This is a genomic window from Geodermatophilus normandii (assembly GCF_003182485.1).
Taxonomy (GTDB): Bacteria; Actinomycetota; Actinomycetes; order Mycobacteriales; family Geodermatophilaceae; genus Geodermatophilus; species Geodermatophilus normandii.
In genome coordinates, this window is record NZ_QGTX01000001.1 from 1,412,379 (window position 1) to 1,436,183 (window position 23,805).

At 77.0% G+C, this 23,805-nt stretch carries 17 protein-coding genes; 8 read left to right on the forward strand and 9 right to left on the reverse strand.

Annotation, left to right across the window (positions count from 1 at the left end):
- Positions 1-120: 120 nt before the first annotated feature.
- Both JD79_RS06975 and JD79_RS06980 read right to left on the reverse strand, forming a co-directional pair.
- A complete protein-coding gene (locus JD79_RS06975; protein WP_110004926.1) occupies positions 121-579 on the reverse strand; it encodes an ATP-binding protein in 459 nt (152 codons plus the stop codon).
- A 113-nt stretch (positions 580-692) separates the two neighbouring features.
- A complete protein-coding gene (locus JD79_RS06980; protein ID WP_110004927.1) occupies positions 693-2,345 on the reverse strand; it encodes a SpoIIE family protein phosphatase in 1,653 nt (550 codons plus the stop codon).
- Positions 2,346-2,509: 164 nt separating this feature from the next.
- On the opposite strand from JD79_RS06980, the gene JD79_RS06985 reads away from it, so the two are divergent.
- Complete coding sequence (locus JD79_RS06985; protein ID WP_170149141.1) at positions 2,510-4,339, forward strand: SpoIIE family protein phosphatase; 1,830 nt, start codon at positions 2,510-2,512, stop codon at positions 4,337-4,339.
- On the opposite strand, the gene JD79_RS06990 is transcribed toward JD79_RS06985, so the two are convergent.
- The 4 genes from JD79_RS06990 to JD79_RS22500 all read right to left on the reverse strand — a co-directional run bounded on the left by JD79_RS06990 (position 4,336) and on the right by JD79_RS22500 (position 7,827).
- Complete coding sequence (locus JD79_RS06990; protein WP_110007509.1) at positions 4,336-5,259, reverse strand: alpha/beta fold hydrolase; 924 nt, start codon at positions 5,257-5,259, stop codon at positions 4,336-4,338. The two genes, JD79_RS06985 and JD79_RS06990, sit on opposite strands and share 4 nt — an antisense overlap.
- A gap of 17 nt (positions 5,260-5,276) precedes the next feature.
- Positions 5,277-6,020 carry a ZIP family metal transporter gene (locus JD79_RS06995; RefSeq protein ID WP_245899861.1) on the reverse strand — a complete coding sequence of 248 codons (744 nt, stop codon included), beginning with the start codon at positions 6,018-6,020 and terminating at the stop codon, positions 5,277-5,279.
- Positions 6,021-6,111: 91 nt separating this feature from the next.
- Positions 6,112-7,299, reverse strand: coding sequence for an ATP-binding protein (locus JD79_RS07000; protein WP_110007511.1), 1,188 nt, complete (start codon positions 7,297-7,299; stop codon positions 6,112-6,114).
- 54 nt (positions 7,300-7,353) lie between these two features.
- The gene (locus JD79_RS22500; RefSeq protein WP_170149142.1) at positions 7,354-7,827 is read right to left on the reverse strand and encodes a TetR family transcriptional regulator C-terminal domain-containing protein; all 474 of its coding nucleotides are present in this window, start codon (positions 7,825-7,827) and stop codon (positions 7,354-7,356) included.
- Between JD79_RS22500 and JD79_RS22505 the strand changes: the two genes are divergently transcribed.
- The 6 genes from JD79_RS22505 (at position 7,820) to ppk2 (ending at position 16,936) form a co-directional block, all read left to right on the forward strand.
- A complete protein-coding gene (locus tag JD79_RS22505; RefSeq protein ID WP_170149143.1) occupies positions 7,820-7,969 on the forward strand; it encodes a hypothetical protein in 150 nt (49 codons plus the stop codon). The genes JD79_RS22500 and JD79_RS22505 overlap by 8 nt on opposite strands.
- Before the next feature lie 117 nt (positions 7,970-8,086).
- Positions 8,087-8,455, forward strand: a complete 369-nt coding sequence (locus tag JD79_RS07010) for a phage holin family protein (RefSeq protein WP_110007512.1) — start codon at positions 8,087-8,089, stop codon at positions 8,453-8,455.
- An 81-nt stretch (positions 8,456-8,536) separates the two neighbouring features.
- The gene (locus JD79_RS07015; protein ID WP_110004930.1) at positions 8,537-13,444 is read left to right on the forward strand and encodes an NAD-glutamate dehydrogenase; all 4,908 of its coding nucleotides are present in this window, start codon (positions 8,537-8,539) and stop codon (positions 13,442-13,444) included.
- A 206-nt stretch (positions 13,445-13,650) separates the two neighbouring features.
- Complete coding sequence (locus JD79_RS07020) at positions 13,651-15,000, forward strand: alkaline phosphatase (RefSeq protein WP_110004931.1); 1,350 nt, start codon at positions 13,651-13,653, stop codon at positions 14,998-15,000.
- Positions 15,001-15,164: 164 nt separating this feature from the next.
- Positions 15,165-15,887: a lysophospholipid acyltransferase family protein gene (locus JD79_RS07025; RefSeq protein ID WP_110004932.1), complete on the forward strand. Its 723-nt coding sequence runs from the start codon at positions 15,165-15,167 to the stop codon at positions 15,885-15,887.
- Positions 15,884-16,936 carry a polyphosphate kinase 2 gene (gene ppk2, locus JD79_RS07030; protein ID WP_245899863.1) on the forward strand — a complete coding sequence of 351 codons (1,053 nt, stop codon included), beginning with the start codon at positions 15,884-15,886 and terminating at the stop codon, positions 16,934-16,936. The genes JD79_RS07025 and ppk2 overlap by 4 nt, the downstream gene beginning before the upstream one ends.
- 48 nt (positions 16,937-16,984) lie before the next feature.
- Here ppk2 and JD79_RS07035 read toward each other — a convergent pair whose 3' ends face one another.
- Positions 16,985-18,421, reverse strand: coding sequence for an amidase (locus JD79_RS07035; RefSeq protein ID WP_245899865.1), 1,437 nt, complete (start codon positions 18,419-18,421; stop codon positions 16,985-16,987).
- 51 nt (positions 18,422-18,472) lie between these two features.
- Between JD79_RS07035 and JD79_RS07040 the strand changes: the two genes are divergently transcribed.
- Entirely contained in the window at positions 18,473-20,170 is a 1,698-nt protein-coding gene (locus JD79_RS07040; RefSeq protein ID WP_245899867.1) for a DEAD/DEAH box helicase, read from the forward strand.
- A gap of 12 nt (positions 20,171-20,182) precedes the next feature.
- Here the strand turns inward: JD79_RS07040 and JD79_RS07045 are convergent, their stop codons facing one another.
- Both JD79_RS07045 and yaaA read right to left on the reverse strand, forming a co-directional pair.
- Positions 20,183-22,783 carry a SpoIIE family protein phosphatase gene (locus tag JD79_RS07045; RefSeq protein WP_110004933.1) on the reverse strand — a complete coding sequence of 867 codons (2,601 nt, stop codon included), beginning with the start codon at positions 22,781-22,783 and terminating at the stop codon, positions 20,183-20,185.
- Positions 22,784-22,935: 152 nt separating this feature from the next.
- The gene (gene yaaA, locus JD79_RS07050) at positions 22,936-23,682 is read right to left on the reverse strand and encodes a peroxide stress protein YaaA (protein WP_110004934.1); all 747 of its coding nucleotides are present in this window, start codon (positions 23,680-23,682) and stop codon (positions 22,936-22,938) included.
- Between the last annotated feature and the right edge of the window lie 123 nt (positions 23,683-23,805).

Sequence of the window (23,805 nt, forward strand, 5' to 3'; positions counted from 1 at the left end):
TCAGGGCGCTGAGCTCCACCGCCGGCCCGCGTCCGCCGACCGCCCCGGGGCGGCGCCGGGACTCCCGTCCCCGCCGCCCCGGGCGCACTCAGGTCAGGGTCCTCGGCACTCGGACGGGCCTCAGGCCGAGGTGACCGCGTACTCCTCGATCGCCGTCGGCAGGCAGGCCCACACGTGCTTGCAGCCGTCGTCGACGTACCACCCGTGCGCCACCGACAGCCGCGCCACGAGGTAGAGGCCCAGGCCGCCCTGGGCGGGATCCCGGCCCACCGCGGGCGCCGGCATCGTGTCGGGGTCGCGGTCGCTGACGTCGAGCAACCAGCCGCCGGTCCCGGCCACCACCGTGGCGACGACCGGGGACACCCCGTGCCGCAGCGCGTTGGACGCCAGCTCGTCGAAGGCCAGGATCATCCGGTCGGCCGCCGGGTCGTCGGGGTCCCGCGGGAAGCCGATGGCGCTCAGGTGGTCGCGCAGACCCGCCCTGGCGGCGGGCAGCTCGGCCAGGTCCCCGAGGTCCCGGCGCCACAGCTCGCCCCGCCCGTCGGGCAGCGGGCGCAGCGGCCAGGCAAGTCGGCCCATGACCTCTCTCCGTCGTCGTCCCGTTCCTCGGACGACGTCTCGGTGCCCAGCCGGCCGGCCGGCCAACCCTTCCGGCACCGCCCTCGCCCCGCGGGGTGAGGAGGGTCTCGGCCTCAGCCCGCCCCGACGGTGACGGCGACCAGCGCGACGTCGTCCTGCGGGGTGCCCTGCAGCAGGCGGGCGAGCAGCTCGTCGCACAGGTCCGGCAGCGGGGTCCCGGCCAGCCCGGCCAGCGCGCCGTGCAGCCGCGCGGCGTCCGCGTCCAGCGAGCTCCCGCGCCGCTCGACCAGCCCGTCGGTGTGCAGCAGGACCGTCGTCCCCGGCGCCAGCTCCACGGTCCCCTCGCGCCGCACGGCCGCCGCGTCCACGCCTAGCGCCCGGTCGCCCAGCCGGTCGCCGTGGTCGAGGACGGTGACCCCGCCGTCGGGCAGGAGCAGCACCGGCGGCGGGTGCCCGGCGTTGGCCCACCGCAGCCGCCGCCCGCCGTCCTCCAGCCGGGCGACGGCGGCCGTGGCGAGCGTGCCCGCGTGCATCCTCGCCATCGCCTCGTCCAGGCCGCGCAGGACGTCGGCGGGACCCGCGCCGCCGGAGTGCGCGATCCCCCGCAGCAGGCCGCGCAGCTGCCCCATCGCCGCCGCGGCGGCCGTGTCGTGGCCCACGACGTCCCCGATGACCAGGACCGGGTCGCCCTCGGGGGAGCGGAACGCGTCGTACCAGTCCCCGCCCACGCGCGCCGCCTCGGCGGCGGGCACGTACCGCACCACGACCTCCAGGCCGCCGAAGGCGGGCGGCTCGGTGAGCAGGCTGCGCTGCAGCGCCTCGGCGAGCTGGATCTGCCGGCTCTGCCGCCCCACCCGGTCCACCGCGCGCCCGGCCTGCACCGCGACGGCGCGGGCGGTGGCGAGGTCGGCGTCGCCCACCGCGCGGCCGGCGTCGAGGTAGAGCGTGAGGACGCCGACGGTGCGCGACTCCGCCGGCAGCGGGAGGACGACCACCGACTCCGCGCGCAGGTCGCGCAGCATCCCGCGCGCCGTCTCGTCGGTCATGACCGCCAGGACCTCGGCCACCGCGGTGCGCACCGGCGTCCCGGTGCGCAGCGCCCGCGCGACGGGGGAGGCGGCCGGCATCCGCTCCAGCCGCACCCGCGCGTAGCGGGCGAGCAGGTCGCGGCGCTCGGGGTCGACGTGCCAGGAGCCGACGTCGCGGGCGCGGCCCTCCCGGTCGACGACGGTGACCACGCAGCCGTCGGTGAGCACGGGGACCACCAGCCGCGCCAGCCGGCCCAGCGCCGCGGTGCCGTCGAGGGCCCCGGACAGCTCGGCGGCGACGCGCACCAGCAGCGTCGCGCGGGCCGCGGCGCGGTCGGCCTGCTCCTGCACCGCCCGGCGGGCGGACACGTCGGCGACGGTCACCGCCAGCCCCTCCGGGCCCGGCGCGGCCCGCACCTCGTACCAGCCGCCCTCCCCGGCGGCGACGGTCACCGGCTCGCCGGAGCCGGCCGCCTGGGTGCAGGCCTGGGCGAGGGCGTGCCCGGGGCTGCCCGGGACGGCGTCGTCGAGGGGCCGCCCGACGAGCGAGGCGGCGCTGCGTCCCAGCAGCCGCTCGGTGGCTGCGTTGAGCCAGGTGAGCCGGCCGGCCGGGTCGAGCGCCAGGACCGCGGCCGGCAGCCGGTCGACCAGCGCGGCGAGCGCGAGGGGGTCGAGCAGGGAGTGGGGGAGGGGGACGGTCGGCTCGGCGCGCGGCCGGGGCCTCAGCGGATCGGCCATGCCCGCACCCCCTCGCCGCACGGACCGGCGGAGGAGCGCCGGGCGTCGGCCCTGATCGTGGCGGGTGCGGACCGCGCTGCCAACGGGTCCTCCGGCGGGTCGTGATCACCCGCACCGGCACCGCGACCTCGGCGTCGGCCCCGCGATGGGGCAGCATGAGCCGCATGACCCCGGACGGCGCCGCACCGCCGCCCCACGACCTGCTCGTGCAGGCCGTGGAGGGGATGGACCGGCCGCTGTTCGTGCTCGACGACGACTGGCGGTTCAGCTACGTCAACCCCGCCGGCGCCGCGGTGCTCGACCGCACCGTGGCCGCCCTGCAGGGCCGGGGGATCTGGGCGGAGTTCCCGGAGGCGGTCGGCGGCCCGTTCGAGGAGCTGTACCGGCACGTCCGGGCGACCGGGGAGTCCGCCTCGACCGAGGCCTGGTTCGGCCCGCTCGGCAGGTGGTTCCGTGCCGACGCCTTCCTCACCGACGCCGGCCTGGTGGTCACCTACGACGACGTCACGCAGCGCCGGCGCACGGAGGAGGAGCGCGCCGCGGCCGTCGCGGCCCGCGAGGCGGCCGCCGCGCAGGTGACCGTGGCGGCGGCCCGCGCCGAGGCCGCGGCCCGCCACCTCGTGCTGCTCGGCGACATCAGCCAGGCGATGACCGCCACCACCGACGTCGACGAGGCCGTCGCCCGGTTCGCCACGCTGGTCGTGCCGCTGCTCGCCGACTGGTGCCTGGTCAGCGTGGTCGACCCCGACGGCACCCGCCGCGACGTCGGCCGCGCGCACAGCGACCCCGCCATGGTCGAGGCGATGCACCGCTACGCCGACCTGCGGGTGCGCAGCAACCGGCCGACCGCGCCGGTGCCCACGGTGCTGGCCAGCGGGCGGCCGATGGTGATCGCCCACCTCACCGACGACGACGTCCGGGCGATGGTCGCCGACGACGTGAGCCGCGAGGCGCTGGAGCCGCTGCGGCCCGCCGCCCTCGCCACGTTCCCGCTGCTGGCCCGCGGGGAGCAGTTCGGCGCGTTCACGCTGGTCAACGGCCCCGAGCGCGGGCCGCACACGGAGCTCGAGCTGCGCACCGCGGAGATCGCCTCCCGGCGGGCCGCGCTCGCGCTGGACAACGCGCGGCTGGCCAGCGCCGCCGCGCAGGTGGCCGAGCGGATGCAGCACAGCCTGCTGTCCCCGCCGGTGCAGCCCGACCACCTCGAGCTCGCCGTCCGCTACCGGCCGGCGACCCGCGGGATCGCGATCGGCGGCGACTGGTACGACGCCTTCCTCCAGCCCGACGGCGACACCGTGCTGGTCATCGGCGACGTCATGGGCCACGACATCGAGGCCGCCGCGGCGATGGGGCAGGTCAAGACGCTGGTCCGCGGCATCGCCTTCGACCGCCTCGAGGAGCCCGCGGGCGTGCTGCGCCGGGTCGACCACGCCCTCGTGGGCCTCGGCGTCCCCGCGATGGCCACCGCGCTGGTGTGCCGGGTCGAGCAGGACGCCGCCGACCGGGCCGCGGGGATGCGCCGGCTGCGCTGGTCGACGGCCGGGCACCCCGACCCGATGCTGCTGCTGGCCGACGGCACCGTGCAGGACCTCAGCGCGCCGGTCGGCCCGCCGCTGGGGATCGGCTGGCGCGGGCCGCGCGCCGACGGCGAGGCGCTCGTCCCGCCGGACAGCACGCTGCTGCTGTTCACCGACGGCCTCTTCGAGCGGCGCGGCGTCCCCCTCGACGAGAGCCGCGAGCAGCTCCGCGAATTGGTGGCCGCCGCCGCCGGGCAGCCGCTGGACGACCTGTGCGACGGGCTGCTCGCGAGCATGCTCGGCGAGGGCGCCGAGGACGACGTCGCGGTGCTCGCCGTCCGCGCGCACCCGGTGGCGGGGGAGCGGCCCCCGGAGGCCGGCCCGGAGGTCCTGCCGCCGCTCCTGGGCACCGGCGGCCCCCTCCCGGGTCCCGCCCCGAGCTCGCGAGGGGTGGGTCGGAGGGGGTCCTCTCCCTAGGAGCGCGCGGCCGCGTCCCGCACCTCGTCGGCGATGGCCGCGACGCCCTGCTCGGCCCACAGGATCGAGTAGTGGTTGGTGTCGGGCACCTCGCGGGCGGTGATCCCGGACGGCTCCAGGCCCAGGCCGGCCAGCCGCACCTCGTCGTAGAGGCCGGGCCGCTGGTCGAGCAGGCCGCGGGTGGCCCACAGCAGCGTCGCGGGGACCGGCAGCGCGGTGGTGGCCTCGAGCACCCGCTCGTTGAGCAGCACGTCCCCGCCGTCGACGCGGACGGCCTCGGGCACGCACGCGCTGCGCAGCGGCGTCTCGCCGGGCACCAGGTCGCGCGAGAGGTAGGCGGCCACCGAGGGCACGTCGACCCACGGGCCGACGGCGGGGTGCCGCTCCCAGAACGCGCGGACGGCCGGCAGGTCGGGGAACGTCGTCGACAGCCGGTCCAGTGACGGGCCGAGGACGGCGGCGAGCTTGGCGTCGACGTCGGCGCCGGGGGGCTCGGCGAGGGCCAGGCCGCCGTCGACCAGCACCAGGCCGTGCACCTCGTCGCGGGCGGGGCCGGCGGCCGCCATCGCCGCCACGAAGGCGCCCATGGAGTGGCCGACCAGCACGGTCGCGTCGGCACCGGCGTCGTCGTCGGCACCGAACCGGTCGAGCAGGGTGGCGACGTCCTGGGCGTGCCGCTCCAGGCCGTAGGGGCCGGGCAGCCGCGCCGAGCCCGCGCGTCCGCGCAGGTCGGGCGCGACCACCTCGAACTCGCCGGCCAGCGCCGCCGCGACGCGGGCCCAGGCCATCGCGTTGGCCGTGATGCCGTGCACCAGCACGGCGATGGGGGAGCCGGGGGCGTCGGCCGCCCAGTACAGCGCCGAGAGGTCCCCGCCGTCGACGGGGACGCTGATCTGGACCGGGTCACGGAGCTCTGCCACGGGCCCACCCTGCCCGGTCACGCCCCGAGCCGCTCGATCGCGAAGGCGACCAGGAACCCGGCGGTGGTGATCAGGCCGGTCCAGGTCCGGGTGCGCTCGAAGGCCTCCGGGATCATCGTGTCGGCGATCATGGTGAGGATCGCGCCGGCGGCGACGGCCGTGATGACGGCGACCACCGCCGGCGGGGCGCTGCCGAGCGCCGCGTAGCCGACGAGCGCGGCGAGGCCGCTGGCGACCGCGATGCCGCCCCAGACGCCGAACACGTACCGCGCCGAGCGCCCGTTGGCCCTCATGCCGGCGGCGCTGGACAGCCCCTCGGGCACGTTGGAGACGAAGACGGCGGCCAGCACCGGGACGCTCACCGCACCACCGCCGAGCAGGCCCAGGCCCAGGACCACCGACTCGGGGACGCCGTCGAGGAGGGCGCCGACGGCGATGGCCGCGCCGCTGCCACCCTGCTCGTCCTCGGAGGGCTGCTGGTCCCCCGACCGCTTGCGGTGCCGGGCGCCGCGGCGGGCCAGCGCCGCGTTGGCGGCGAGGTAGGCGACCGCGCCGCCGAGGAAGCCGACCGCGGCCGGGCCCAGGCCGCCGGTCTCGGCGGCCTCCTCCATCAGGTCGAAGGCGACGGCGGAGATGAGCACGCCCGAGCCGAAGGCCATGACCGACGCGATCACCGCCTGCGGCACGCGGACGAACCAGGCGACCAGCGCCCCGAGCACCAGCGCCGCTCCGCCCAGCAGCCCCCACAGACCCGCTTCCACAGCTCCCGGCACGGGCCGCTCGGTGCCCACCGTTGCCTGCAGCAACCGTCCCGGCGGCAGAAAGGCCGTTCCTGCCGCCGGTGCCGGGGCGCTAGTCGGGGTGGCGGAGGAGGTAGCGGCCGAAGTGCGGCACGGTGAAGGCGATCTGGCCGCGCTCGGCGGAGTAGACCAGCCCCTTCTTGATCAGCGAGTCGCGCGCGGGGGACAGCGACGCCGGCTTGCGGCCCAGCGTCGCGGCCACCTCCGACGTCGCCACCGGGGTGCCGCCCGGCCCGCCCAGCTCGGCCATCGCGTGCATGTACTCGCGCTCGGCCGGGGTGGCGCGGTCGTAGCGGGACCCGAAGAACCCGACGGCGAGCTCGGCCTCGGCCACCGGGGCGGCCATCGCGACGTCGGCGGCGGTGATCGGCGAGGCGGCCGCGACGTCCCAGGTGACCTTGCCGTAGGCCTGAACGAAGTAGGGGTAGCCGTCGGCGGCGTCGTAGAGGGCGTCGAGGGCGGCCGGCTCGAAGGTGACCTCCTCGCGCTCGGCGGGGGCCAGCAGCGCGCGGTCGGCGGCGGGCCGGTCGAGGCGGTCGATGCGCAGGTAGCGGAACAGCCGCTCGGAGTAGCTCTTCGACGCCGACAGCACCGCCGGCAGGTGGGGGAGTCCCGCCCCGACGACGATCAGCGGCGCCCCCTGCTGCGACAGCTCGTGGCAGGCCGCGCAGATGGCCGAGACGTCGGGGGCCTGCACGTCCTGCATCTCGTCGATGAACAGCGCCACCCCCCTGCCGACGTCGGCGGCCAGCCCCGCGGCGTCGCTGAGGAGCTCGACCAGGTCGATCTCCATGTCGCCGGAGTCGGCGCGCCCGGCGGTGGCGGGCACGTCGATGCCCGGCTGCCAGCGGTCGCGCAGCTTCGCGTCGGCCGGCGCCAGCCGCTGGGCGAAGGCCCTCACCGTGCCGAGGACGGCGTCCATCGACTCCTGGTCGGGGTGCCGCAGCTCGCGCAGCGCCATGTGCAGCGCCGAGGAGACCGGCCGGCGCAGCGACTGGTCCGGCCGCGCCTCGATCTTGCCGGTGCCCCAGCCGCGGCCGATCGCCGCGGAGCGCAGCTGGTTGAGCAGCACCGTCTTGCCCACCCCGCGCAGCCCGGTGAGCACCAGCGAGCGCTCGGGGCGGCCCCGGGCGATCCGCTCCAGGACGACGTCGAAGGCCGACAGCTCGTCGTCGCGGCCGGCCAGCTCGGGCGGGCGCTGGCCGGCGCCGGGCGCGTAGGGGTTCCGGACGGGATCCACGTCGAGCACCGTATGGCCCCGTCTAGGCATCTGCCTAGAGACCGGTAGAGCGACCTAGCGCGTGTCGCGCAGGCCGTCGAGGTGGGCCGCGAGGACCTGCCGCACCCGCTCGGGGGGCAGGGCGGAGGGGCGCGTGACGGCGTGCACGGCCAGCCCGTCGAGGACGGCGTACAGGCGCTCGGCCTCCAGCGCGTGATCCGACCCCGGGCGCAGGTCGCCGGCGTCGGCCAGCACGGTCAGCACCCAGCGGCAGAGCGCGAGCAGGTCCTCGGCGGACCGGTCGCGGAGCGCGGCGAGGGCGGGAGCGGTCAGGGCGCGCGCGGTGAGGGCGAGCCAGACCTCGGCCCCGGCCCGCCGCTCGTCGTCGAGCGGGAGCGTCTCCTCCAGCACGCGCAGCGCGAGGGCGGCGTCGGCGGACGCGCCGGCCGTCACGGCCGCGACCCGTGCTCCCGCGTGCTCGACCACCAGGGTCACCGCGAAGTGCAGCAGCTCGTCCTGGGTGGCGAACCAGTGCCGCAGGGTGCCCATCGAGGTCGCCGCCTCGCGGGCGACGGCGCCCGCCCTCGCCCGCATCGAGGCGTGGACGACCCGCAACGCCGGGGAGGCGACCGCCTGGGTGGTGTTCCTGCTCGGGCTCCTCCTCGTGTCCGACGCCCTGCCGCTGCGCTGACCGGCGCGGAGGGCGGGGTCTCGTGCCCCGTCTACGGTCCTCTGGCGCCGACGCGAGAGAGACCTAGACGAGCACGGACGGCGGTCGCTCACAGGCGGCGCCGCTAGCGTGGCCGCCGTGATCAGGTTCGCACTCAAGGTCGTCATCACGGCCCTGGCCTTCTACGGCCTCACGCGGCTGCTCCCCGGCATCGACATCGAGGGCAACGAGAACGGTGCGCTCGGCGTCAGCGGCACCTTCCTGTGGGTGGCGCTGCTCTTCGCGGTGGTCAACGCCGTCGTCGGGCCGGTCCTGCGGTTCCTGTCCTTCCCGGCGATCCTGCTCAGCCTGGGGCTCTTCCTGCTGATCGTGAACGCCGCGCTGCTCGGCCTGACCGCCGCCCTCTCCGACCGCCTCTCGGTCGACGGGTTCGGCACCGCGGTCCTCGGTGGCCTCGTCCTCGCCGTCGTCGGCTGGGTCGCCGACCAGGTCCTCGACCGCGGCTGACCCGGGTCGGCCCCCTCCAGGGACCCGACGCGAGCTCGCGAGCGGTGGGGGGCAGGGGGTCCTTCTACTAGCGTCGGGGACATGAGCACCACCGGCGTGGACACCGTCGTCCCCGGCCGACCGGAGGACGGGGTCCCACCCGGGCTGGTCGCCCTCGAGGAGGCCAACGACCGCAAGCGGGCGCTGCTGGCCGAGGCGGCCGACGCCGCGGCCGGCAGCCTCGACGGGGGCCTGCCCGCCGGCTGCGGCACCGCGGACCTCCCGGCGCTGCTGCAGCGCTACTACTGGAGCGAGCCGGCCGCCGAGGTCCTCGGGCACGAGCCGGCCGACCTCGCCGCGCTCGCGCTGCGCCACCTGCGCCTGGCCGCCGTCCGGCCGCAGGGCTCGGCCACCGTGGTGGTCGAGCGGCTCCCCGACGGGCGCGGGCTGCTGCTCGTCGTCACCGACGACATGCCCTTCCTCGTCGACTCGGTGACGGCCGAGGTGGTCCGCCAGGGCGCGGGCCTGCAGCACGTCGTCCACCCGGTCGTCGTCGTCCGCCGGGACGTGTCCGGCGCGATGCGCGCCTTCTGCGACAGCCCGGGCACCGCCGCCGCCGACTGCGGCCCCGACGCGCTGGCCGAGTCCTGGATGGCCGTCGTCCTGGACGGCCCGCTCGGCGACGAGGCCGCCGGTGACCTGGTGACCGGGCTGCGCACCGTCCTCGCCGACGTGCGCGCGGTCGACGAGGACGCCCCGCGCACCGCCGCCCGCGCCCTGGAGCTGGCCACCCGGCTCGAGGAGCAGGGCGGCGTCGAGGCCGCCGACCCGGCCGACGACCCCGCGGAGGCCGCCGCGCTGCTGCGCTGGCTGGCCGACGGCAACTTCGTCTTCCTCGGCGCCCGTGACGCCGAGATCACCGACACCGTGCGGGCCGTCCCCGGCACCGGACTGGGCGTGCTGCGCAGCGACACCGCGGCGGCGCTGCCCGAGGCGGCCGGCCCGCTCGGTCCCTGGCTGGTCACCGTCACCAAGGCCGACATCCGCTCGACGGTGCACCGCCGTGCCTGGCTGGACCTGGTCGCCGTCACCGTGCCGGCGACCGGCGGCCGCCCGGCCCGCCAGCACCGGCTGGTCGGGCTGTTCCCCACCGCGGCGTCCGCCGCCGGTGTCCGCGACGTGCCGCTCGTGCGCCGCCGCGTCGCCGAGGTGGTGGAGGGCTCCGGCGTCCCGGCCGACAGCCACACCGGCAAGACGCTGGTCGACGTCCTGGACACCCTCCCGCGCGACGAGCTGTTCCAGGCGACGGGCGGCGAGCTGCTGCCCGTGGCGCTGGCCGTGCTGTACCTGCAGGAGCGCCGCCAGACCCGGCTGTTCCTGCGCCGCGACCCCTTCGGCCGGTTCTGGTCGGCGCTGGTCTACCTGCCCCGCGACCGGTACACGACCGAGGTCCGCCTGGCGATGCAGCAGCTGCTGCTGTCCCGGCTCGGCGGGCGCGACATCGAGTTCACCGCCCGCTCCACCGAGTCGGTCCTGGCGCGGCTGCACTTCGTCGTCCGGGTGCCGGTGGCCCGGGGCGGGGCGCCCGCGCTGCCCGAGGTCGACGCCGACGCGCTGCAGCAGGAGCTCGCCGCCGTCGCGCGCAGCTGGTTCGACGACCTCGCCGAGGCCCTGGCCGCCCGCCACGGCGACGGCACCGAGCAGGTGCTCGCGCGGGTCGCCGACGCCTTCCCCGCCGCCTACCAGGACGACTTCCCGGCGACGACGGCCGTCGAGGACCTCGCCCGCCTCGACGCGCTGGGGCCCGGCGAGCTGGGCCTGCGGCTGCGCCGCCCGCGCGGGGCCGGGGCCGCCGAGCCGCGCCTGACCGTCTACCGGGTGGGGGAGCGGCTGCTGCTCTCCGACGTCCTGCCGGTGCTGCAGCACATGGGTGTCGACGTCGTCGACGAGCGGCCCTACGAGATCGACCGGATCGGCGCCCCGCCGGCCTGGATCTACGACTTCGGCCTCACCGCCCCCGGCGGGGAGCTGCCCTTCCCCGGGTCGCTGCCCGAGCGGTTCACCGAGGCGGTCGCCGCCGTGTGGCGCGGGGAGGCCGAGGACGACGGCCTGGGCGCCCTGGTGCTCCTGGCCGGGCTGAACTGGCGGCAGGTGACGGTGGTCCGCGCCTACGTGCAGTGGCTGCGCCAGGCCGGCCTGCCCTTCGGCCAGCGGTACGTGGAGACCACGCTGGCCGCGCACCCCGACGTCGTGGCGCGGCTGGTGGCGCTGTTCGAGACACGCTTCTCACCCGACCGCGAGGCCGGCCGCGCGCGGCGGCAGGAGGACCTCGCCGCGTCGCTGCGCGAGGCGATCGGGCGGGTGGACACCCTCGACGCCGACCGCGTGCTCTCCAGCCTGCTGGCCGCCGTCCTCGCCACCCAGCGCACCACCTACTACGCGGGCGGTCCGCTGGCGGTGAAGCTCGACCCGCACGCCGTCCCCGACCTGCCCGAGCCGCGCCCGGCCCGGGAGGTGTTCGTCAGCTCCCCGCGGGTCATGGGCGTGCACCTGCGCTTCGGCGCGGTCGCGCGCGGCGGGCTGCGCTGGTCCGACCGGCGCGAGGACCTGCGCACCGAGGTGCTCGGCCTGGTCAAGGCGCAGATGGTCAAGAACACCGTCATCGTGCCCACCGGCGCCAAGGGCGGCTTCGTCGTCCGCAACCCCCCGGCGACGGCCGATCCCGCCCTCCCGGCCACCCGCGAGGAGGTCCAGGCCGAGGGCCAGGCCTGCTACCGGCTGTTCATCGGCGCGCTGTTGTCGTTGACCGACGACCTGGTCGGCGGTGAGGTCGTGCCGCCGCCGCGGGTGGTCCGGCACGACGGCGACGACGCCTACCTCGTCGTCGCCGCGGACAAGGGGACGGCGACGTTCTCCGACCTGGCCAACGCGGTCGCGCTCGAGCGGGGCTTCTGGCTCGGCGACGCCTTCGCCTCCGGCGGCTCGGTCGGCTACGACCACAAGGCCATGGGAATCACCGCCCGCGGCGCCTGGGAGTCGGTGACCCGCCACTTCCGCGAGCTCGACGTCGACGTGCAGAGCCAGGAGTTCACCGTCGTCGGCGTCGGCGACATGTCCGGCGACGTCTTCGGCAACGGGATGCTGCTGTCCGAGCACATCCGCCTGGTGGCCGCCTTCGACCACCGGCACGTCTTCGTCGACCCCACGCCTGACGCCGCGACGTCGTTCGCCGAGCGCCGGCGGCTGTTCGACCTGCCGCGCTCGTCGTGGGCCGACTACGACCCCGCGCTGATCAGCCCCGGTGGCGGCGTCTGGCCGCGGACGGCGAAGGCGGTGCCGGTGAGCGAGCCGATGCGCGCCGCGCTCGGCCTCGGCGACGACGTCGACACCCTCTCGCCGGTCGAGCTGATCCGCGCGGTCCTGCTCGCCCCGGTGGACCTGCTGTTCAACGGGGGCATCGGCACCTACGTCAAGGCCGCGACCGAGAGCTCCGTCGACGTCGGGGACAAGGCCAACGACGCCGTCCGCGTCGACGGCGGACAGCTGCGCGTGCGGGTGGTGGGGGAGGGCGGCAACCTCGGCCTGACCCAGCGCGGGCGGGTGGAGTACGCCCTCGCCGGCGGCCGGGTGAACACCGACGCCATCGACAACTCCGCGGGCGTGGACACCTCCGACCACGAGGTGAACATCAAGATCGCGCTCAACGGGGTCGTCGACGCCGGGGAGCTCGACGCCGGGGGCCGGGCCGCGCTGCTCGCCGACATGACCGACGAGGTCGCCGCCGCCGTCCTCGGCGACAACCACGCGCAGAACGCGGTGCTGGCCGTGGAGGTCACCTCCTCGCGCAGCCTGCTCGACGCGCACGAGCGGTTCCTCCGGGCGCTGGAGCGCTCGGGGCGGCTGGTGCGGGCCGTCGAGGCGCTGCCCGACGACCGGGCGCTGGCCCAGCGGCGGCGCGACGGGCAGGCGCTGACCAGCCCGGAGCTGTCGGTGCTGCTGGCCTACGCCAAGCTCGAGGTGGGTGACGCCGTCCTGCACTCCGACCTGCCCGACGACCCCGCCCTGGCCCGGCTGCTGCGCGACTACTTCCCGGCCGCGCTGCGGGAGCGCTTCCCCGCGGCGGTCGACACCCACCCGCTGCGCCGGGAGATCGTGGCCACGGCGCTCACCAACCGGTCGGTGAACACCGCCGGCGTCACCGGCCTGTTCCGGCTGGGGGAGGAGACCGGCCTGGACCTCGCCGCCGTCGTCCGGGCGCACGCGGTGGCCCGCGCGGTGTTCGACGTCGACCGGCTGTGGGACGCCGTCCGGCCGCTGGACAACCGGGTGCCGGCGCCGGTGCAGGTGGAGCTGCGCACCGAGGCGACCCGGCTGGCCGAGCGGGCGACGCGCTGGCTGCTGCGGCTGCCCGAGCTCGGCGGCCGGCCCGCGGCCGGGATCACCGCCGTGACCGACCGGTTCGCCGCGCCGGTGGCCGCGGTGCGGACCGGCCTGCCGGACTGGCTGCTCGGCCACGAGGCCGTCGCGTACGCCGAGCGGGCACGGCGGCTGCAGGCCGCCGGCGTGCCCGCGGGGCTGGCGGGGGAGGTCGCGGCCGCGCCGCTGCTGCCGGCGGCGCTGGACCTCGCCGTCGTCGCCGAGCGGACCGGCGCGCCGATCGAGCTGGCCGGGCGCGTGGCGCAGGAGCTGGCCGAGCGGCTGTCGTTGGTGCCGCTGCGCGAGCTGGTCACCGCGCTGCCCCGGGACCGCCGCTGGCCGTCGATGGCGCGCGCCGCGCTGCGCGACGACCTCGCCGCCGAGCAGGCCGAGCTCGCCGTCGAGGTGCTCACCGGGCGGGAGCCGGCTCCCGCCGCGGACGCCGCCTCGCTGGTGGGCGCCTGGGTGGAGGGCTGGGAGCCCGCGCAGCGCCGGGCGGCTGCCCAGCTCGCCGACATCGCCGCCGGCGACCGGCACGAGCTGCCCGAGCTGCTGGTCGCCGTCCGGACCCTGCGGGGCCTGCGCCGCCGCTGAGCCTCCCCGACCCCGGGGGGTCCCCGTGCCTGGGAGGCGGCTGGACGGTCGCTGTGAGGATCCGGTCCGTCACGGGCTGCCCGGACCGGCCGCGACACGGCGGACGCACCCCCGTCGCCGCCGGATGGTGACGAGCGCCACACCGCACGGTGGGGGCACCTCCGGGCGGCACCGGCCGGACCGGGGACCCCGACGAGAGGACGGCCATGACCACGACGAGGGCAGGACGGCTGCGGACGGTCACCGTGGTGGCGGTGGCGGGCGGCTCGCTGGCGCTGCTCCCGCTCACGGGGGCGTTCGCCGGCGGGCCCGGGCACGGCGGCGGGCACGGCGGCGGGCACGGGCACGGGAACGGCAGCGCCCACGGGCACCTGCGCAGCGTCATCTTCGTCAACGGCGACGGCATGGGCGCCACCCACCGCGAGGCCGGACGCCTGGACCAGGAGGGCTTCGACGGGCAACTGGCGATGGACGCGCTGCCGATCGCCGGGCTGCAGACCACCGACGCGCGCGACCCCGAGGACACGGTCACCGACTCCGCGGCCTCGGCGTCGGCCTGGGCCACCGGGGTGAAGACCTACAACGGCGCGATCAGCGTCGACGTCGACGGCGACCCCCTGCCCACGCTCGGCCAGCAGGCCGAGGAGGCGGGCCTGGCCGGCGGCATCGTGACCACCGCGCAGGTCACCGACGCCACGCCGGCGGCGTTCTTCGCCAACAGCACCGACCGCGCCGCCCAGGACGACATCGCGCGCCAGTACCTGGAGGTCAGCCGGCCGGAGGTCATCCTCGGCGGCGGCGAGGACTGGTGGCTGCCCGCCGGGGACGAGGGCACCTACCCGCCCCGGGCCGGTGACGCCGAGGACCCGGAGGTGTCCCGCAGCACGCAGGGCGACCTCGTCGCGCGGGCCGAGGGCCTCGGCTACGAGTACGTCAGCACCGCCGAGGAGTTCGCCGCCGCCGACTCCGGCCTGCTGCTCGGGCTGTTCGCCAACGAGGAGATGTTCCAGCAGCGGCCCGAGGGCGAGGGCGACGAGTTCGACCCGGTCGTCTCGCTCGCCGACATGACCACCCGGGCCCTCGAGGTGCTCTCCCAGGACGAGGACGGGTTCTTCCTCCTCGTCGAGGAGGAGGCCGTGGACGAGATGAGCCACAACAACAACGGCACCCGGATGCTGGAGGCCATGCGCTCCCTCGACGACGCCGTCGAGGTGGCCCGGGCCTACGTGGCCGCGCACCCCGACACGCTGCTGATCGTCACCGGCGACCACGAGTGCGGCGGGCTGACCATCGAGGACGTCGACCCCGAGGACGAGAGCGGCCCCGGCGGCACCCTGGACCCGTCCCTGACCGGTGACACCGAGTCCGGCGAGGACGGCCCGTTCGACGTCGCCGGCACCGGGGGCGCCTACGACTTCGCCCTCGACTGGACGACGACCTCGCACACCGGCGTCCCGACCGTCGTCACCGCGGAGGGTCCGGGGAGCGAGGAGCTGACCGGCTACTACCCGAACACCCACCTGCACGACGTCGTGTCCGCGGTGCTCTTCGACTGACGGCGCTCCCCGGGGCCCGGGGCCGGCGACCGCCGGTCCCGGGCCCCGGCACGTGCGGACCGGTTCCCCGATCGACCCGCGGTCTCCGTGCGGCCGTCATCCGGCGGACACCCGTGCCCGCGACCCTGGCGTGCGGACACCTCGTCCCGCTCCCGGGAGGACCGATGGACTCCGGCACGCCGACCCCCGTCCGCACCCCCAGCCGCACCCCCAACCGCGGCGGGATGACCCCCGTCCTCGCCCGGACCGCCGTCCGCGCCGCCACCGCGACCTGGGGCGGGGACCGCCGGCAGCAGCGGTTGCGCGTGTGCACCGCCGCCGAGCTGCTCCTGGCCCGGGGCCTGCGCGTGCGGGTCGTCAACCCGCCGGTCGCCTGGCCGCGCGGGCCGCGGCTGGTGGTGGCCAACGCCTCCGGCTGGGCCGACGTGCTCGCCCTGGCCACGGTCGTCCCGGGCACGCCCGTGGTCGACGCCGCGCTGGCCGCCCGGCCGCTGCTGCGCGTGCTGGCCCGCCGCGGCGGGCTGCTGGTCGACGACGGCAGCGGCGCCGTGCGCGGCCGGGTCACCGCGCTGCTGCGCGCGGGCGCCACGGTCACCGCCTCCCCCGGGGAGGGCGCGACCCCGGACGACCCCGGCCGGTTCCGGGTCCGCGCGCTCGCCCCCGCCGTCGACGCGCAGGCCGCCGTGTGCCCGGTCGCCGTCCGCCCGGCCGGCAGCGGCGTCCTGGAGGTCCACCTGCTGTCGGCGCTGCAACCGGGGCACGACGCGCGGGCCCTGGCGGCACTCGCCGAGTACGCGGTCGCGCACGTGCTGGAGTCCGGCGCGCCGGTCCCGGGCTCCCCCGGGACTGTCCGGCCGCAGGAGGGGTACGGACGACCCCGCCCGTGACCCGCCCGGAGGGGGACCCCGTGCAGCCCGACACGCTCGCCCACCGCGAGGACGCCGCGACGTTCGACGGGGAACCGTCCCGCACCACCACCGAGCCGCCGCGGGAGGCCGAGGTCCTCGACCTGAGCCGCTGGCGGCTCAACGCCCTGCCCGACGAGAACAGCGACGAGGACTGGGACGACGACCGCCAGCTCTTCGGTCCCGACGGCGCGCTGGTCGAGACGTGGCGCGAGGGCTATCCCTACACCGAGCGCATGGAGCGCCGGGAGTACGAGATCGAGAAGCGCCGCCTGCAGATCGAGCTGCTCAAGCTGCAGGGCTGGGTGAAGGACACCGGCCAGCGGCTGGTCATCGTCTTCGAGGGGCGCGACGCCGCGGGCAAGGGCGGCACGATCAAGCGCTTCACCGAGCACCTGAACCCGCGCGGTGCCCGCGTGGTCGCGCTGGACAAGCCCTCGGAGCGCGAGCAGACCCAGTGGTACTTCCAGCGGTACGTGCAGCACCTGCCCGCCGCCGGGGAGATCGTGCTGTTCGACCGCTCCTGGTACAACCGCGCCGGCGTCGAGCGCGTGATGGGCTACTGCACCGAGGAGCAGTACCAGCAGTTCCTGCTGCAGGCCCCCGAGCTGGAGCGGATGTTCGTGGCCAGCGGCATCCGGCTGTTCAAGCTGTGGTTCTCGGTCTCCCGCGGGGAGCAGCGGACCCGCTTCGTCGTCCGCCAGATCGACCCCGTGCGGCAGTGGAAGCTCTCGCCCACCGACCTGGCCAGCCTCGACAAGTGGGACGCCTACACCGAGGCCAAGGAGGCGATGTTCCTCCACACCGACACCCAGCACGCGCCGTGGACGGTCATCAAGAGCAACGACAAGAAGCGCGCCCGCCTCGAGGCGATGCGGCACGTGCTCTGCCGGCTGGACTACGACGGCAAGGACTGCGACGTCGTCGGCGACCCCGACCCGCTGATCGTCGGGTCGGCCGCCGACGTGCTGGAGGAGTCCTCCGACGTCCCCGTCGCCCCGCCGCCGCCGCGCGTGACCCGGGTTCGCTGACCTCGTCTGCGGCTCTCTAGCAACAGAGCTAGAGAGCCGCAGACGGCGTCAGAGCGGCGGGCGGCGGGCCGGTCCGGTGACCTGCTCGATCGCCGCGGCGACCTCCAGCAGGCGCAGGTCGGCGCGTGGGGCGGTGATCACCTGCAGCCCCACCGGCAGGCCGTCGCCGGTGTGGCCGCCGGGCAGCGAGAGCGCGGGGCACCCGGTGGCCGAGACGAGCGTGCACGAGCGCATCCAGCCCAGGTAGTCCTCCTGTGGCACCCCCGCCACCTCCGTCGGGTACTCCTGCTCCACCGGGAAGGGCAGCACCTGGGTGGTCGGCGCGAGCAGCACGTCGTAGCGGTCGAAGAACCCGACCACCCGCTCGTGCAGCCGGGTGTGGGCCAGCTCCGCGCGGGCGACGTCGGCGCCGCTGAGGGCCGCGCCGCGGGCGGCGTTGCGGCGGATGGCCTCCTTCACCTTCTCCGGCGAGCGGCGGACGACGTCGCCGAAGGTGGCCTCGAACAGCCACGCCCGCAGCGTGCCGAAGACCTCGTCGGCCTCGCGCAGGTCGGGGCAGGCCTCCTCGACGACGGCGCCCTCGGCCTCCAGCCGCGGCAGCACCCCGGCGAGCACCTGGGTGACCACCGGCTCGACCGGCACCAGCCCGCCGAGGTCGGGCGCCCAGGCCACCCGCAGGCCGCGCAGGTCGGCCGGGCGCGGGGAGGCGAAGGAGGCGCCGTCCTCGGACAGCGCGATCGGCACCCGCGGGTCGGGACCGGCGATCGCCGACAGCGTCAGGGCGACGTCGCCGACGGTGCGGCCCATCGGCCCCTGCACCGACAGCGTCGCCCAGCCCAGGCCGGCCGGCCACGTCGGCACCCGCCCGGGCGAGGGCCGCAGCCCGACGACGCCGCAGAAGGCCGCGGGGTTGCGCAGCGAGCCGCCCATGTCGCTGCCCTCGGCCACCGGCACCAGCCCGGCGGCGAGCGCCGCCGCCGCCCCGCCGCTGGAGCCGCCCGCCGACAGCCCGTGCCGCCACGGGTTGTGGGTGGCGCCGAAGAGCGGGTTGAAGGTGTGCGAGCCGGCCGCGAACTCCGGCACGTTCGTCTTGCCCACCCGCACCGCCCCCGCGAGGCGCAGCCGCTCGACGACGAGCTCGTCGCGCGCCGGGACCGTGTCGGCGTGCAGGGGCGAGCCCCACGTCGTGCGCATGCCGCCGGTGGCGTGGGTGTCCTTGTGCGCCACCGGGAGACCGTGCAGCGGACCGAGCCGCTCCCCGGCGGCGAGCGCGGCGTCGGCGGCGTCGGCCGCGGCGCGGGCGCCCTCGGCGTCGAGGGTCACGATGGCGTTGAGCTGCGGGTCGATCCGCTCGATGCGGGCCAGGTGCGCCTCGAGCAGCTCCCGCGCGGAGACCTCCCTCGCGCGCACCATCGCGGCCAGCTCGGTGGCCGGGCGCAGGCAGAGGTCGGCGTCGGGCGCGGCGGCGGCGGCTCCTGTGGTCACCGGGGGAGGGTGCCACGGGCCGGGGCACCGGCGGTGGCCGACACTGTGCGGGTGGACGGCGACACGAACCGGCAGCTGGCCGACGAGCAGGACGAGACGGCCACCTTCGCCGACCTCGGTCTGCGCCCCGAGCTGCTGGCGGCGCTGACGCGGCTCGGCTACGAGGAGCCCACCCCCATCCAGCGCGAGGCCGTCCCGCCGATGGTCGCCGGGCGCGACCTGCTCGGCCAGGCCGCCACCGGCACCGGCAAGACGGCGGCCTACGCGCTGCCGGTGCTGCAGCGGCTGCCCGACGAGCGGCCCGGCGGCGACCCGCTCGCACTGGTGCTCGTCCCCACCCGCGAGCTGGCCATCCAGGTGTCGGAGGCGCTGCACCGCTACGGCCGCGACCTCGGCGCCCGCGTGGTGCCGGTCTACGGCGGCCAGCCGATCCCGCGCCAGCTGCGGGCGCTGGAGGCCGGCGTCGACGTCGTCGTCGCCACTCCCGGGCGGGCGCTGGACCTGCTGCAGCGCGGCAGCCTGCACCTGGGCGGCGTCGCCACGGTGGTGCTCGACGAGGCCGACGAGATGCTCGACATGGGCTTCGCCGAGGACCTCGAGGCGCTGCTGGCCGAGGTGCCCGAGGAGCGGCAGACGGTGCTGTTCAGCGCCACGATGCCGCGCCGGCTCGACAGCATGGCCCGCCGCCACCTGCGCGACCCGCTCCGCATCCAGGTCGCCCGCGAGGTGCCCACCGAGGGCGAGGCACCGCGGGTCCGGCAGACCGCGTTCGTCGTCGCCCGGGCGGCCAAGGCCGCGGCGCTGGGCCGGGTGCTCGACGTCGAGAGCCCGACGGCGGCCATCGTCTTCTGCCGCACCCGCGACGAGGTCGACGACCTCACCGAGACGCTGAACGGCCGCGGCTACCGCGCCGAGGCCCTGCACGGTGGCATGAGCCAGGAGCAGCGGGACCGCGTCATGGGCCGGCTCCGCGGCGGCACCGCGGAGCTGCTCGTGGCCACCGACGTCGCCGCCCGCGGCCTCGACGTCGAGCAGCTCACCCACGTCGTCAACTACGACGTGCCGGCCGCGGCGGAGACCTACGTGCACCGCATCGGCCGGGTCGGCCGGGCCGGGCGCGAGGGCGTGGCCATCACGCTGGTGGAGCCGCGGGCACACCGGATGCTCAAGACGATCGAGCGCGTCACCGGGGCGCCGATCCACGTGGAGCGGGTGCCCACGGTCGCCGACCTGCGCGCCCGCCGGCTGGAGCTGACCCGCGCGGCGCTGCGGGAGAGCCTGCTGGGCGACGACCTCGAGCGCTTCCGGGCCGTCGTCGAGACGCTCACCGACGAGTTCGACGTCGTGGAGGTGGCGCTGGCGGCGGTCAAGCTCGCGCACGAGGCCACCAACGGCCCCGACGACGACGAGGAGATCCCCGAGGTCACCCTGCGGCCCGAGCGCCCCCAGCGCGACGGCGACCGCGGCGACCGGGGCCGGCCGTCGCGGCCGCGGTCGGGCGGCGGCGACACCGCGCGGCTGTTCATCGGCGCCGGCCGCAGCGCCGGGGTGCGCCCCGGCGACCTGGTCGGTGCCATCGCGGGGGAGACCGAGCTGCGCGGCCGTGACGTGGGCTCCATCGAGATCGCCGAGCGGTTCAGCCTGGTCGAGGTGCCCGCGGGTGCCGCGGAGGAGGTCATCACCGCGCTGCGGGCCAGCACGATCAAGGGCCGGAAGGTGACCGTCCGCCGGGAGCGGCCCCGCCCGTAGCGGACCCGCTCCCTAGAGGTCCGGCTCCTCCGGGACGACGTCCGGGATCCGGTTGGGGCCGGCCTCGGACGGGCGGGGGACGTCCTGGGGGTGCAGCCGCACCGCCACCAGTGCGACGTCGTCCTCGGGGCGGCCGTCGACCAGCCGGTGCAGCACCTCGTCGAGCAGCTCCCGCAGCGGCCGGCCGGCCAGCTCGCGCAGCGCCTCCCGCAGCCGGGCCATGCCGGCGTCGAGGTCGGCGTCGCGGCGCTCGATGAGCCCGTCGGTGAACAGCAGCACGGTGGCGCCCCGGTCGAGGGTGACCACCGACTCCTCGCGGAGCGCGCCGGGGTCGACGCCGAGCAGCAGGTCGCCGCGCCAGGTGGCGAGCTCGGCCACGCTGCCGTCGGGGTTGATGACCAGCGGCGGCAGGTGCCCGGCGTTGGCCCAGCGCATGCGCGTGACGCCCCGCCGGCGCTCGTCGTCGGTCTGCTCGAAGCGGGCGACGGTGGCCGTGGCCAGCACCCGGGTCTGCAGCACGGCCATCGAGGCGTCCAGGCCGCGCAGCACCTCACCGGGGCCGGCGTCGCTGTAGGTGGCGATGCCGCGCAGCAGCGCGCGCAGCTGCCCCATGGCCGCCGCGGCCTCGGTGTCGTGGCCGACGACGTCGCCGATGACGAGCATCGTCGCCCCGCCCGGCTGGAGGAACGCGTCGTACCAGTCGCCGCCGACCCGGGCGGCCTCGGCGGCCGGCAGGTAGCGGACGGCGATCTCGGCGTGGTCGGGCTCCGGCGGCTCGGTGAGCAGGCTGCGCTGCAGCCCCTCGGCGAGCGCGCGCTGCTGCCCGTAGAGGCGGGCGTTGTCCAGCGCCAGGCCGGCGCGGTCGGCGACGTCCTGGGCGGTGGCGAGGTCCTCGTCGCGCGGCGTCCAGCCGCGGCGGAAGTACAGCGTCATCACGCCGAGGGTGCGGTCGCGGCCGCGCAGCGGGAGGGAGATCGCCGACTCGGGGTCCAGCGCGGCCAGCAGGTCGCCGGCCTCGCCCTCGGCCAGCACGGCGCGCACGGCCCCGCTGCGCTCCACGACCGGCTCGCCGGTGAGCAGGGCGCGCATGAGCGGCGCGGTGGCCGGCATGGCGTCGAGGCGGACCGCGGCGTAGCGCTCGACCAGGGCCCGGGACGAGGGGACGGCGTGCCAGTGCCCGACGTCGCGCGGGCGCCCGTCGGGGTCGACGACCGTGACGATGCACCAGTCGGCCAGGGCCGGGACCACCAGGCGCGGCAGGTGGGCGGTGGCCGTCTGGGCGTCCAGGGCGCCGGCGAGCTCGGCGCTGACCTGGGCCAGCAGCGCCAGCCGCTGCGCGGCGCGCTCGGCCCGGTCCTGCACGCGTCGGCGCTCGGTGACCTCGAGGAAGTAGACCGACAGGCCCTCGGGGCTGGGCCAGGCGCGCAGCTCGTACCAGCCGTCGAGCGGCGCGGGGTAGTGCGCGTCGAAGTGCACCGGGGTGCCGGTGCGGACGGCGGTGCGGTAGCTCTCCTCGAAGGCGCTGTTCACCGCGGCCGGGAAGGCCGTCCACAGCTCCTGGCCGAGCAGCTCGTCGCGGCTGCGGCCCAGCAGGCGCTCGGCCTCGGCGTTGACGTGCGTGAACCGCCACTCGCGGTCGAGGGAGTAGAAGCCGGCCGGCATGGCCTCGAGCACGCGGGTGACCCGCATGCCGGCGGCGCGCTCGGCGGTGGTGTCGTAGGCGGCGCCCAGCACCCGGGTGGCCGCGCCGTTCTCGTCGGCCAGCGTGCGCCCGCGGGCCTGTACCCAGCGGGTGTCCCCGGTCGGCCAGACGACGCGGTACTCGGCCTCGTAGTCACCGCAGGAGGCGATGCTGGCCTGCAGGGCGTCGGTCACCCGGGGCAGGTCGTCGGGGTGCAGGCGGGCGTTGAAGTCGTCGATGGTGCCGCCGAAGTCGCCGCCGGCGTACCCGAACATCTCGATCAGCCGGGCGTCCCAGGTCAGCTCGCCGGTGTGCAGGTCCCAGTCGAAGGTCCCGATCCCGGCGGCGTCGACGGCCAGGCCCCAGCGCACGCGGTCGCTCTCGTACTCGGCGCGCAGCGCCGCCAGTTCCAGCTCGCTGACGGCGGCCGCGGCGAGCTGGCGCAGGGTGGCGAGGTCGTCGTCGGACCAGGGCCGGGGCGTGGGCGCGGCGACGCAGAGGACCCCCACCGTGTGACCGGCGGTGTCGACGAGCGGCACGCCGAGGTAGGCGCCGACGAGTCCGGCCCGGACCTGCGGCAGCTCGGCGGCCCGGGGCTCGGCGTGGACGTCGGGGACGACGACCGGCGCGCCCTCGGCGGCGGGCACCGCGCAGGCGGTGGCGTCGAGCGGGCCCTCCCGGCCCACGGTGCCCGGGGGCAGGCCGGTGCCGGCGACGACGACCTCGACGTCGTCGAGCAGGGAGATCTGGGCGATCGGTGCGCCGACCAGCCGGGCGGCGAGCTCGGCGAGGCGGTCGAGGACGACGCTGGCGTCGCGCAGCCGCAGCCGGCGGGCGGCGCGGGCGCGCGGACGGTCGGCCTGGAGCAGCTCCGCGGCGGCGCGGGGACCGGCGACCCGCGGCTCCCGGGGGAGCCCAGACGTGTCGTCCACCGAACCCCTTCGCCCGGCCGACGGCCGACTCCTGTGCAGCGACACCCCGGCCGGTGCTGGGTCCGGGCGCCGTGTACAGCGTAAGCGACGTCGATCGCGGTCGACAGGGACCACGATCACACCGGCGCCGGTGGCCGGCCCGGTCGGCCCCGTCAGGCCGCTCGGAGCACCAGCGTGAGCGCGGTCGCCCCGTCGTGTTCCACGTGCAACCCGGCACGCCGGAGGAGGGCCCGCACGCGGACGATGTCGTCCGGCTCGGCCGTCGTGGTCGCGAGCAGCCGGGCCACCCGCCCCTTGTGGGCCTTGTTCGCGTGGCTCACCACGCTCCGGCTGCCGTCGGGGCGCTCGCTGAGGACGTCGACGGTCACCGCACCCGGGACGGGCGCCAGCGCCTGGTAGGCCCCGCTGCGCAGGTCGACGACGAGCTCGCCGGAGGCCGCGAGGACCGGGCCGAGCACCGGGCGCCACAGCGCGCGCAGCGTGGGCAGGCCGGGGAGGGCCGAGCCCGCGGACAGCCGGTACGCCGGGACGGCGTCGGTGGCCCGCGCCAGCCCGAACAGCGCCGAGCCGACGGCCAGCCGCCGGTCGGCGCGGGCGCGCTGCGCGCGGGAGAGGCTCCGGACGTCGAGCGCGTCGTAGAGGACGCCGGTGTAGCGCTCGACCGCGGGCGTCGTCGGGCTGGTGCGCAGCGCGGCGTTGCGCGCCAGCTCGGCGTCCTGGCCGGGGGACAGGCCCAGCGCCGTCCGGGCGGCCGGCGGGTCGGCGGCGAGCCGGACGAGCGCCTCGACCAGCCGTGCGCGGACCGGCGTGAGCTCCGGTGTGGAGAGGGCGGCGAGGTCGAGCGGGGCGCCGTCGCCGTCCGGGGACTTGGTCTCCGAGGGCGGGAGCAGCACGAGCACGACCGGCGACGCTACGTGTCAACGTGCCGGGCCCCGGTGACGGGTCGGGAGCGCCGCCTGCGGCGGTGAGTGACCCGCGTCACACTCGGCAGTCCGCGCCGACCGGCGCGGGTGGGGGGATGG

Coding starts and splice junctions, on each gene's coding strand:
- JD79_RS07015 (WP_110004930.1), top strand. CDS start 8,537: ATGAGCACCACCGGCGTGGACACCGTCGTCCCCGGCCGACCGGAGGAC.
- JD79_RS06980 (WP_110004927.1), bottom strand. CDS start 2,345: ATGGCCGATCCGCTGAGGCCCCGGCCGCGCGCCGAGCCGACCGTCCCC.
- JD79_RS06985 (WP_170149141.1), top strand. CDS start 2,510: ATGACCCCGGACGGCGCCGCACCGCCGCCCCACGACCTGCTCGTGCAG.
- JD79_RS07020 (WP_110004931.1), top strand. CDS start 13,651: ATGACCACGACGAGGGCAGGACGGCTGCGGACGGTCACCGTGGTGGCG.
- JD79_RS06975 (WP_110004926.1), bottom strand. CDS start 579: ATGGGCCGACTTGCCTGGCCGCTGCGCCCGCTGCCCGACGGGCGGGGC.
- JD79_RS07025 (WP_110004932.1), top strand. CDS start 15,165: ATGGACTCCGGCACGCCGACCCCCGTCCGCACCCCCAGCCGCACCCCC.
- JD79_RS22500 (WP_170149142.1), bottom strand. CDS start 7,827: ATGGGCACCCTGCGGCACTGGTTCGCCACCCAGGACGAGCTGCTGCAC.